Genomic DNA, 11,817 nt, shown 5'->3' on the forward strand with positions numbered 1-11,817 from the left:
AGACGGATGCAACCGTTAATTGCCGGTTTTTTCTGTCACCCTTCGAATCAGGAACAGTGAGCATTCAATGACGAAAGCAAAATGGGGTTCTCTCGGGCTGTCACTTCTGATCGTAATCGCGTTGGTGGTCTGGATGGCGACCGGTGAGGTGAAGGTCGCCAGTGACGAGGCTCCGGAACGTCAGGATGGCGGCGATGGTCAGCTCACTAGGGTTCAGGTGGAAACCCTGGCGGCGCGGCTTCATGAGCCGGGGCTGATGCTGCAGGGCCAGTTGGAGCCTTGGAATTCGGTCACACTGAGTGCCCAGGTGCCTGGCCGGGTGGAATCCCTGGCGGTGGGTCTCGGTGAGCAGGTTCGGCAGGGGCAGACGTTGCTGACGCTATCGGATGAGGGCCGAAGTGCTGCGGTTTCGCGCTGGCAGTCGCGGGTTCGGGAGCTTGAAGCGGACCTTGTGGCCGCCCGTCGGCTGCGTGCCAACAACCTTGCTTCGGAGTCGCAGATCCTGAGTCTGGAAAGTGAGCTTGCGGGGGCGGAAGCGGAACTGACCAGTGCCCGTCAGGCGATCAGTCACCTCACCCCCAAGGCACCATTTGACGGCACGATCAACAGCAAATCGGTGGATATAGGCGATCTGGTGCAGGTGGGGTCACCGCTGTTTGAGCTGGTGCGGGTGGATAGACTGAAGGCCACCGCGCGGATCCCCCAGCAATCAGTGGGTGATGTGGCGCCCGGCCAGGCGGTTCGTGTGGATTTGCTGGATGGCAGTCGTCTTTCTGGCGTTGTGACCTTTGTCGCCAGCGCCGCCTCCCCGGAAACCCGGAGTTTTGCTGTTGAAATCGCCGTTGAGAATCCGGATCGCAAGCGGGTTGCGGGTGGCAGTGCCAGCCTGCGGGTGGCGTTGCCGGAGGTGAAGGCCATGTTTATCTCGCCTGCTTACCTGTCCCTCGGTGACGATGGTCGCCCCGGTGTGAAGTACGTGAACGGCGAGAATCGCGTGGAGTTCGGTGAAGTGAAGCTGTTGAGCGTGTCCACCGAAGGCGCCTGGGTTACCGGTTTGCCGGATGAGATCCGGCTGATTACCCGCGGTGGCGGATTTGTCAGCATCGGCGAGCAGGTGGTGCCCGTTGATGCCGCCGAAAACAGGGGGTAGGGCATATGCGCAGCCTGATCTTCGCCGCCATTGACCGCAGCCGGACCACCCTGCTCACGCTGCTGTTCCTGATTCTGGGCGGTATCGCCGCGTTCCAGACCATTCCCAAGGAAGCCAACCCCGACGTCACCATTCCGATGATCTATGTGTCCATGACCCTGGACGGTATCAGCCCGGAGGATGCCGAGCGTCTGTTGGTGCGCCCGATGGAGCAGGAGCTGCGTTCTCTGGAGGGTATCAAGGAAATGCGGGGAACGGCCTCGGAGGGCCATGCGTCGGTCATGCTGGAGTTCGATGCCGGGTTTGATCCGGACAAGGCGTTGCAGGATGTGCGGGAGAAGGTGGATACCGCCCGTACCAAACTGCCCCAGGAAGCGGATGAGCCCAGGGTGAACGAGATCAACGTGTCCCTGTTTCCGGTCCTGTCCGTGGGTCTCTCCGGCCCATTGTCGGAGCGCGAGCTGATCACCATTGCCCGCCGGTTCCAGGATGCCATCGAGTCCATTCCGGAAGTGCTGGAAGTGGAGATTGGTGGTGATCGCGAGGACCTGTTGGAAATTGTGGTCGATCCCCAGGTGCTGGAGAGCTACGGAATCGACTTCGATCAACTGGCTTCCCTGGTAACGCGCAACAACCAGCTGGTCGCTGCAGGCTCTCTGGATACCGGAAATGGCCGCATGGCGCTGAAGGTGCCCGGAGTGATCGAGACCATTGAGGATGTTATGTCCATGCCGGTCAAGGTGGACGGCGATACGGTAGTCACCTTTGGCGATGTCGCCATGCTCCAGCGCACCTTCAAGGACCCCACCGGCTTTGCCCGTATCAACGGCGAGCCGGCGCTGGTGCTGGAAGTGTCCAAACGCTCCGGTGCCAACATCATCGAGACCATTGCCCAGGTCCGTCAGTTGATCGAAGAAGCCAAACCGCAGTTGCCGGATTCCCTGGAAATTCGCTACATCATGGATCAGTCCGAAGAAGTGCGGGATATCCTCAGTGACCTGCTGAATAACGTGCTCACGGCCATCGTGCTGGTCCTGATCGTGGTTATCGCCGCCATGGGGCCCCGTTCAGCGGTGATGGTGGGACTGACCATCCCGGGCGCGTTCCTCACGGGTATCCTGGTGATCTGGAGTATGGGGCTCACACTCAATATCGTGGTGCTGTTCAGTCTGATCCTGGTGGCGGGCATGCTGGTGGATGGCGCCATCGTGGTGTCCGAGCTGGCGGATCGGAACCTGTCGGAAGGGCAGACGGTCAAGCACGCCTGGGCCGAGGCGGCGAGCCGCATGGCCTGGCCCATTATTGCGTCGACCGCAACCACCTTGGCCGTGTTTGTACCGCTGCTATTTTGGCCGGGCGTGGTGGGAGAATTCATGAAATTCCTGCCGCTGACGGTGATCATCTGCCTGATCGCTTCCCTGGCCATGGCGCTGGTGTTCCTGCCCGTGCTGGGTAGCACCAGTGGAGGCCGGCGCGCGCGCCAGGGAAACTTGCAGGGGCGCCTGATGCAGGGCTACCGGCAGCTGCTGGCACTGCTGCTCAAGTCACCAGGGCTGACGCTGATAGGCGTGCTTTGTGTGATCGCCGTGATCTATGCGGCCTATGCCCGCTTCAACCACGGGGTGGAGTTCTTCCCCAGTGTGGAGCCGGATTCCGCCCAGGTGCAGGTGAGGGCGCGAGGCGATCTCTCGGTGTGGGAGCGGGATGCCATTGTGCGGGAAGTGGAGCAGCGGCTGCGGGGTATGCCTGAGGTAAAGGCCCTTTACGCCCGCTCGATGGTCCAGACCAGCTCACAGTTGGCGCCGGATGTTATCGGCGTTCTGCAGTTCCAGTTTACTGACTGGTTCACCCGGCGACCGGCCAGTGAGATTCTCGAGGACTTCCGGGAATTGACCTCCGATATTCCTGGCATTGAACTGGAATTCCGCAAGCAGGAGGGTGGTCCTGCAGAAGGCAAGCCGATAGAGCTTCAGGTGAGCAGCCGGGAGGCGAACAGCCTCAATGGCTACGTGGACGAAATCAAAGATCGAATGCGCGAACTCGGTGGCTTCGTGGATATTGAAGACGACCGGAGCCTGCCCGGTATCGAGTGGCGACTGCAGGTAGACCGGGAAGCCGCTGCTCGGTTTGGCACCGATGTCCTGGGTATCGGAAGTGCCGTGCGCCTGGTTACCAACGGATTGAAACTGGCGACCTATCGCCCGGAAGACGTGCGGGACGAAGTGGACATTGTGGTGCGCGTGCCCAACAACTGGCGGGAACTGGACCACCTGCAACGCCAGACCATCCATACCTCACGGGGCCAGGTGCCGCTTTCAGAATTCGTGGATCTTCGCCCGGGTGACAAGACCAACAGTATTGTCCGGGTGGATGGCCAGCGGACCGTGACGATCAAATCTGATCTGGCACCGGGCCGTCGTGTGGACGAGCTGCTGCGGGCCCTGCAGGCGGAGATGCCAGAACCACCCGAGGGTGTTTCGGTGAAGTTTGCCGGCGAGAACGAGGATCAGCAACAGGCCTCCAACTTCCTGGCGACCGCCTTCCTGGTGGCTATAGGGTTGATGCTGTTGATACTGGTGACACAGTTCAATTCGATGTACCAGACCTTCCTGATTCTGTCGGCGATCGTACTGTCGACGGCGGGCGTGCTGTTGGGCCTGCTGTTCACGGGCCAGTCGTTTGGCATTGTGATGGTGGGAATGGGCACGATTGCACTGGCGGGCATCGTAGTAAACAACAACATCATTCTGATCGATACCTATAACCAGATGCGCAAGGACGGCATGGAGGCCTATGAGGCCGCCCTGGAAACCGGTTGCCTGCGTCTACGGCCGGTTCTGCTTACCGCGATCACCACCGTGCTGGGGCTCATGCCCATGGTTCTGGGCGTCAACGTGGATTTGATTACGCCGTCCCTCGGTCTTGGCGCGCCTTCTACCCAGTGGTGGACCCAGCTTTCCAGTGCCATCGCCGGCGGACTGGCATTTGCAACGGTGCTGACGCTGTTGCTCACGCCGTCGTTGCTGGTATTGGGCAACCGGGCTGGCCAGGCTTTCGGGAGGCTGACCAGCCGGTTTCGCAGCGCCTAGTGCCTGATTCGGTTCGCCAACTTCCGGGCTTTGGTGGCCATGGCCTCAAGTTCAGGAACGGTACGCAGGTTGTTTTCTGCGGCCTGGTGCATGGCTTCTGACGTTTCGGCTACATCTGTGACATTGCGGTTAATGTCTTCACAGACGCTGGTCTGCTCTTCGGCTGCCGTGGCTACCTGGGTTGTCGCATCATTGATGCTGCCCATCCGCCGGTTGATTTCCCCCAGGGTGGCGCGCACGGCTTCCACCGCCTCGCTGCTTTCCTGAGCGACAACGCCTGACGCCTGCATGAACTCGGTGGCGTCTCTCGAAGCGCCACTGATGGCGCCAATGATCTGGTCTATCTCGACAGTCGCTTCCTGGGTTTTCGCCGCCAGATTGCGCACCTCATCGGCAACCACGGCAAAGCCACGACCGGCGTCGCCTGCCCGGGCCGCTTCGATGGCGGCGTTCAGCGCCAGCAGGTTGGTCTGGTCCGCAATCTCCCGGATAACCTGCATGACGTCGCCCACTTTTTTACCATCGCTGGCGAGCTGATTGACGGTTTCGGCGGAGCTTCGAATCTGATCCGTAAGCCGCCGCATGCTGTCTACTGCCGTATTGATCTGCGAGTCGGCAGTGGCGGTTTCGCCAGATGTCTGACTGACTTCGGTAGCCACGGAAGCCGCGTGACTGGCGACATCTTCGGCCGTCGCCGACATCTCGTTCATGGCCGTGGCGATCTGCTCAATGCGCTGGTGGGCCAGGTCGGACTGGCTGACAACACTGTCGGCGTTCTTGCGGATTAACTCTCCGGTCTCGTTCAGTTGCCTGGCGTTCTCGCTCAGCTGATTTCCGGTATCGCTGAGGAAACGGTGCAGGCTTCGTGCGGCATCGGCCAGTTGTCCCAATTCGTCGGCGCGTTGCATGGTGACCGGATCGGAAAGGTCACCGTCTCCCAGACGAGCAATCTGTGACGTAAGCCTCTGGGCTGGACGAACCACGCCCGACAGCAGGATCAGAATCAGGGCGATGGTGCCCAGAACGATCGCGGCGATCAACAGACCTGCAACCAGCCAGCTACGTTCTGTAACTACGGTGTTGAGGGTATCGGCCCTTACAAGGCTATCTTCCCGGACCGCGGCTGCGGCATCGACGATCAGTCTGGCGGGTTCCCGGTCAATTCCTTGTACCGCCGCATCGCCCGCGTTCGGATCGAATCCGGACCGGGTGAATGCTTCAAACCCCTGACGGTAGGCTCTTCCCATCGTCTGGTGTGCCCGTTTGAAATCAGACATCAGAGCTTTTGCTTCGGGCTCCTGGATGCGGGGAATAAGCTTATCAAGCTGGCTCTGGATAGACGCCTCGCGCTCCTGGAATCGGCCCCAGTATTTATCCAGTTGATCAGGGTCTGACCCGCGGATCAGGACGTTTTTCCATTCCTGGACCTGGGTCTTGAACTCTGACAGCACGTCCTGGGCTTCCAGGGCATTGACCATCCTGGTGCCCACGAGTTCGTTGAAGTCGTCTTTGACTTTCAGGGAGAAATTCAGGTAAATCACCGCCACGGCGGCGACAATCAGGTTTGCCGTAAGGACGACAAGAAGGACCCGGTTGAGAATGCTCTTGGAATACCAGTTCATTGATACTTACCGATCAGGATGTAGGTGACAGACCATTTGTCGTGGCAGTTTCTAGTATATGTTTATTGAAATGTCGGCATCGCAACTAAAACCATGAGACTTTATATCAATTTGTTTATGAACTTTTTATGACAGGCTTCTGATGGCGAATCCGCTGAGTGTTCTTTATCGGGATGAGTATCTTCTGATTGTCCACAAGCCAGCTGGCTTGTTGGTGCATCGAAGCCCCATCGACAGACACGAAACCGAGTTTGCCCTGCAATATGCCAGGGCGCTCAATGATGGCGAGCATGTCTACCCGGTACACCGACTGGACCGGCCCACCTCGGGCATCCTGGTGTTTGCCAGGGACAGCGACACCGCTCGCACGCTGGGTATGGCAATGATGGCCGGGGATGTGGCGAAAACCTATCTGGCCATGGTGCGTGGCTGGCCGCCGGAGCGAGGGGAGATTGATTATCCCCTGAGGGAAGAGCCAGAAGATCGGCGGCTGAAAGGGATCGAACAGCCGGTCCGCAATGCGCTTACCCATTACCGCACCCTGGCGACCACCGAGATACCGGTGGAAATCGAGAAATACCCGACCAGTCGCTACGCCGTGGTCGAATTGTCCCCGAAAACAGGCCGGAAGCATCAGTTGCGAAGGCACATGAAGCATATCAACCACCCTATGATTGGCGACGCCAATCACGGCCGGGGCCGACACAACCGTTATTTTGCCGAGCGTTTCGGTGAGGGGCGTCTGATGCTGGCCGCGACGAAGATGGCTTTTCGCCATCCTGTTTCGGGTGAACCCCTGACGATCAGTGCCGCGCCTGAGGCGAGCTTCCTTGAGGTGTTATCAATATTTCCCGGGTTTGATGTGCAAAATCACCTGGAACAGTAGCGGCTGATGAAGTCTGAATAGGGCAGCGGTTTGCTGTAACGGTAGCCCTGGAGGTAGTCGCAGCCTTTCTCGAACAACCAGGCTTCATGGGCTTCGCTTTCTACCCCTTCGGCGACCACCGAAAGCCCGAGCCCCCTGGCCAACCCGATGATCGACAGGGTGATTGCGCAATCGTTGTCGTCATCAGGGAGGTTGTTGATAAACGATCGGTCGATCTTGATGCGGGAGAAGGGCAGGGTTTTTAGCCGCGACAGCGATGAATAACCGGTGCCGAAATCATCAATGGCAAGCTCCGCGCCCGCCTCTACCAGCTGCTCCAGAATCCGACCTATCCCACTGAAATCGCCCTGGATCGAATCCTCGGTCACTTCAAACTGAAGGGCACTGACTGGCATATCCTGGTTCTTGCAGATTTCTCTCACCAACTCCGGTAATTCCTGCACCAGCACCTGCTCGGCGGAGAGATTGACGGATATGGTGGGTAAGGGAGTGTTCTGGTCTTTCGCCTGACGCCAGTGGGCGCAGACGTTCTTGAGTACACAGGCGCCGAGTTCGTACATCAGCCCGGCACTGCGCGCTACGTCGAGAAACTCGATCGGTGACAGCCAGCCCCGCTGTGGATGCTTCCAGCGAACCAGCGCCTCGGCACTTTCCAGCTGTGTTCCCGTGCGGTCCATGATTGGCTGGTAGAATACATCGAGGCCGTTGGTTTTGAGCGTTTCCCGCAATTCGCTTTCCAGCGCAAATCGGGAGCGTGCTGTCATCTGGATTTCCGAGTCGAACAGCGTGGATCGGTCCCGGCCCTGCCTTTTGGCATGATACATCGCCGCTTCAGCGCCGCGGAGAAGTTCCTCGGGTTCACGACAGTCGCCCGGGAAGTGACAGATACCCACGCTGGCACTCACGTTCAGGTCCTGGTCGGACACCCGGATTGGCTGGCGGATCCGGGTCTGGATCTCCTGGGTGACTTCATCAAGAAACCCGGGCAGGGTGTAGTTGCGGATGACGAGAGCAAATTCGTCGCCACCAATTCGGGCCAAGAAGTCCTTACCCGCCAACTGGATGTCTTTCAGGCGCATACCGATGTCGGCGATCACCTGATCGCCCGCCTGGGGGCCCAGTCCATCGTTAATGGTTTTCAAACGGTCGACATCTATCCAGAGCAGCGCCAGGCTGCCGGTACCCCGACGTTTGATCTTGCGCACCAGGTGGCTCAACCGGTCGCGCAGCGAATCTATGTTGGCGAGGCCGGTGAGAGAATCGTACCGGCTGACGTAATCGAGGGCGCGCTTGGACCTCAGCCACGCTTCGTGGGTGTTCATGAGGCTTATGGTGTCAGCAATGGCAGCGACCAGCGATATATCCGGGACCGACCATTCCCGGGGGGTGTCCGATTCCAGGCAGACAACACCGCTGAGCTGTTCGCCATCGAAAATCGGCGCGTCCAGCATGGAATGGATGTTCTGAACAGTCAGATAATCCTGGTCGAATGAACGGGTGCGGATATCGTTGCGGGCATCATCCACTGCAATGACCCGTTCTTCTGTAATGGCTTGGAAGTATTCGGGATGGTCCGAGCGGTAAAGGTTGAATTCGGCGCCATTCTGCGCCAGGCAACAGTTGCTGTCGGGCTGCTCCTGGTCGTGCAGCCATTCGCAGGTGATGCGGTCCCGTTCTGGAGGAAACAGCCATACACTTGCCCGTTTTACACCCAGCAAGCGGGTGCACAGCTCCATGAGGGCTGCCAGCTTCCGGGGCCGGGGCATTTCGATAAACCTGATGTTATGGCTCAGTTCCATCAGTGACCTGTGATGGGTCACCAGGACTTCACTGTCACGCATGGCAGGGCTCAATATTGTGTGCCTTTACTGGAAATACGAACGGTCCTCGGTGTCGGTTCGGCCCAGAGGTCAGGTTGTTTCTGAGCTTCCTAAAGAATATGGCAGCTGTTGTTATGGGTGTCCACTTTTACAGGGTATCGGCCAGAGAGTCCCTGGCGTTACGGTCTTCGTTGGTTAAATCTTGCTGTTTGAGCTCGTAGAGCTGTGGCCACGGATGGTTAGCCTCCAGCGTGTAGGCGATATCAAGAAGCGTAGATTCGCCCCCATGACGGCCCATGAATTGAACGGATACCGGCAGATGATCGGGGGTTCGCCCCGCGGGTATGGAGATTGCCGGTGCGCCCGTGGCGTTGGCCAGTGGGGTGAAGCTGACATACTGGCGCAGCCGCTCGAACAGGGTATCGAAAGGTACGTCGGGGCTCAGGTGACCAAGGGTGGGCGTTGTGTGGCCGAGCACCGGCGTGAGCACGGCATCGAAACCTGCCATGGCATGGGCGTAGTCGTGCCAGGAGCGCCTGAGCCGCCAGAGTGCGGCGGGCAGGCGCCAGAACTGTCGTCTGAACATTCTGTCCAGCCCGTTGGTTAGCCCATCCGTTCTGCGTTTGTCGAAGTCCGGGTGAAGTATTTTCCGGCCGTTGGTCCTCACACCGAAAGCAAGCAGGGCCCAGTAGAGAGCAAAATCTTCAGAAAAGGCGCTGTGCACGGGTACGGGGACAGGTTCAATCCGGTGCCCGAGCCTTTCCAGTCTGAGAGCGGTTTCTTTGACGGTCTGGCGAGTGATGTTGTCGGTTTTATGGCCATTGATGGAGTCCAGCACCAGGCCTATCCTCAGGGGCCGACCTGAAGGCCCTTGAATGTTACCCACTGCTGGCAGCTTCGGGTTCCGGTAATAGCTTTGTGCCTGGTCGAGAAAATTGGCCGTATCCCGCACCGAACGGGTCACCACGCCTTCGCTGATTATGTTGATGGGCAGGGAAGCGGCCGCCTCGTTATCGATCAATCGTCCTCGTGTGGGTTTGAGGCCGACCAGGCCGCAGCAAGCGGCCGGAATGCGGATGGAGCCTCCGCCGTCATTGGCATGGGCAATGGGCACCACGCCGGCGGCCACCAGGGCTGCTGAACCGCCGGATGACGCGCCAGATGAATAGGCGAGATTCCAGGGGTTTCTTGTGGCCGGACCGTGGGCAGGCTCGGTAGAGGCGTTGAAGCCGAATTCGGGCAGCGTGCTTTTGCCAAGGCACAGGAAACCCTGGGCAAGCAGTTGTCGGGCAAATGGGCTGGTATCGGAAGCCAGTATTTCAGGCACGGCCAGAGAGCCCTGGCGTGTGGCCAGTCCTGTCACGTTGGTGTTGTCTTTGATAAAGGTCGGAACGCCCCGGAACAAGCTCTGGGCACCCGCCTTGCCCTCTGCGTCGCATCTTGAGGCGGTTTGGAGTGCCTCGTCGTAGTTCGCCAAAGCCACGCCATGGATCAGCGGGTCGGCTGCCTGGGCCCGGGCGATGGCAGCGCGGGTGAGTTCCGTGACCGAAATCTCCCGGTTGCGGATTCTCTCTGCCAAAGTTGTTGCGTCATCGCGCCCCATCACGTCGTTGCAGAATGTATGGCAAGACTGAGGGATTTCGGGGGCACTCATAACAGAATTCTCCGGCAAATGACTTATCCACTCTACTGCATTTAAAAACGTGATGATATGTCATTTTAGGAAGGGTTGGCCCCAGAGTGCCCTGACTCCCACCCCAAACCCTTTTCACAGACGCCTACAGATAATAAGCTGTCGGCCTTAACCCGTTGTAAGCGATCCTGATGGAAGTTATTGAACCCCTCGTACGCCACTTTCTTGGCATTTTCTTTCTGATGATCGGTCTGCAGTTTGCTGGCCGGAGCCTCGGCTTGTATCAGCGTATGCACTTTTCGCACATTAACTATGGTGAGCGAGGGACTGCGCCCTGGTGGCATCGACAGATTTTCAATATCTTTCGTGCGCTCATTCTGGGTATTTGCGTGGTGCGCATTTTTGCCGATGTTGACGGCTGGCTGGGCGTTTTCGGCCCGCTCTACGTCTGGCCCGTTTTGCTGGCCGGCATGCTGCTGCTGATCGGCTCATATACGGCCGTAAACTATCTGCAGGCCTACATGCACGAAGACTGGCGCTCCGGGATAGATCCGCGCAAGGATCAGCGCAAACTGCTGACAAGCGGTCCGTTTGGCCGCTCGCGGAACCCCCTGTTTATGGCTGTGATGGCGGGACAGCTCGGGTTTTTCCTGGCGCTGCCCAGTGTGTTTTCCCTGGTGTGCCTGGTGGCTGGCGTACTGGTGATTACCCGCCAGGCCCGGGAGGAGGAGAAGGCGCTGGCGGACAAGTTCGGCGAAGATTACGAGCGTTATCGAGTGCGCGTGCCTCGTTGGTTCTGACCCGATAACCGGGAATGGCGCTACGCGGATTTTTTCCGCGCCTCCTTGATCACATCGTAGGCATGACTGATTTCGCGGGTGCGTTCCTCCGCCATCTCCCGCATGCTCTCCGGCAATCCCCGGCCCGCGAGTTTATCCGGGTGGTTCTCGCTCATCAGCTTCCGGTAGGCCTTCTTGAGTTCTTCATCACTGGCCGACGAGGACACCCCCAGAACCTTGTAGGCATCGCTGATCTGATCCGCTGACGAAGGCTGGCCGGCGCCGGCCCGGTGGGTGTGGGCGCCCCGAAGCATGGCTTCAAGTTGGTCCACCTGGCTCTCTGGCAGTCCCAGCCCCCGGGCTATGCGCACCAGCATTTCGTGTTCGGCCGGGTGTATCTTGCCATCCGCAGCCACCGCCGATACCTGAACCTGCAGAAACATCTGCAGGAAGGCCGGCTGCCGCCCACTGGCCTGGAGAAAGCGGTTCAGCTCGGCATCCAGATCAAAGTCCGGCTCCTTGCCCCGGTTGAAGGCGGCTTTGGCCTTTTCCTTCTGGTCTTCATTCAGGCGGAAGCGCACGAACATGGCTTCGGCCATCTGGATTTCATCCCTGGATATTACGCCGTCCGCCTTGCACAGGGCGCCCATCACCGCGAAGACGGATTCAATAAAGCCGGACTGGATGCTCTGGAGCTTGCCAATCAGCCGGCGTTTGAGAAGGTTCAAGAGAAAGGCGCCAATCGCCGCACCGATCAGAAAACCGGGGAATTTGCCGAAGGCGTAGCCAATCAGGCCGCCAATTATGATTGCAAACAGCATTAATAAGTCCTTAACAG

The 11,817-nt window shown here is 59.0% G+C and carries 8 protein-coding genes; 4 read left to right on the top strand and 4 right to left on the bottom strand.

What is annotated here, in order from left to right; all coding sequences use genetic code 11:
• Positions 1 to 67: 67 nt before the first annotated feature.
• Positions 68 to 1,150, top strand: a complete 1,083-nt coding sequence (locus NUW46_RS06595; protein ID WP_418141701.1) for an efflux RND transporter periplasmic adaptor subunit — start codon at positions 68 to 70, stop codon at positions 1,148 to 1,150.
• 5 nt (positions 1,151 to 1,155) lie between these two features.
• Complete coding sequence (locus NUW46_RS06600) at positions 1,156 to 4,239, top strand: efflux RND transporter permease subunit (protein ID WP_418141702.1); 3,084 nt, start codon at positions 1,156 to 1,158, stop codon at positions 4,237 to 4,239.
• Here the strand turns inward: NUW46_RS06600 and NUW46_RS06605 are convergent.
• Entirely contained in the window at positions 4,236 to 5,861 is a 1,626-nt protein-coding gene (locus tag NUW46_RS06605) for a methyl-accepting chemotaxis protein (protein WP_418141703.1), read from the bottom strand. The genes NUW46_RS06600 and NUW46_RS06605 overlap by 4 nt on opposite strands.
• A gap of 142 nt (positions 5,862 to 6,003) precedes the next feature.
• Here NUW46_RS06605 and NUW46_RS06610 point away from each other — a divergent pair, with 142 nt between their 5' ends.
• Entirely contained in the window at positions 6,004 to 6,747 is a 744-nt protein-coding gene (locus tag NUW46_RS06610; protein ID WP_418141704.1) for a pseudouridine synthase, read from the top strand.
• Here NUW46_RS06610 and NUW46_RS06615 read toward each other — a convergent pair.
• Both NUW46_RS06615 and NUW46_RS06620 read right to left on the bottom strand, forming a co-directional pair.
• Complete coding sequence (locus NUW46_RS06615; protein WP_418141705.1) at positions 6,732 to 8,588, bottom strand: EAL domain-containing protein; 1,857 nt, start codon at positions 8,586 to 8,588, stop codon at positions 6,732 to 6,734. The two genes, NUW46_RS06610 and NUW46_RS06615, sit on opposite strands and share 16 nt — an antisense overlap.
• Positions 8,589 to 8,715: 127 nt before the next feature.
• On the bottom strand, positions 8,716 to 10,221 hold the full coding sequence (locus tag NUW46_RS06620) for an amidase (RefSeq protein WP_418141706.1): 1,506 nt from the start codon (positions 10,219 to 10,221) through the stop codon (positions 8,716 to 8,718).
• A 170-nt stretch (positions 10,222 to 10,391) separates the two neighbouring features.
• Here NUW46_RS06620 and NUW46_RS06625 point away from each other — a divergent pair, with 170 nt between their 5' ends.
• Positions 10,392 to 11,000 carry a methyltransferase family protein gene (locus NUW46_RS06625; protein WP_209398357.1) on the top strand — a complete coding sequence of 203 codons (609 nt, stop codon included), beginning with the start codon at positions 10,392 to 10,394 and terminating at the stop codon, positions 10,998 to 11,000.
• Between the two features lie 20 nt (positions 11,001 to 11,020).
• On the opposite strand, the gene djlA is transcribed toward NUW46_RS06625, so the two are convergent.
• Positions 11,021 to 11,800, bottom strand: a complete 780-nt coding sequence (gene djlA, locus NUW46_RS06630; RefSeq protein ID WP_069183890.1) for a co-chaperone DjlA — start codon at positions 11,798 to 11,800, stop codon at positions 11,021 to 11,023.
• Positions 11,801 to 11,817 lie beyond the last annotated feature (17 nt).

The sequence above is a fragment of the Marinobacter sp. MA genome (genome assembly GCF_048298425.1).
GTDB classification, from domain to species: Bacteria; Pseudomonadota; Gammaproteobacteria; order Pseudomonadales; family Oleiphilaceae; genus Marinobacter; species Marinobacter salsuginis.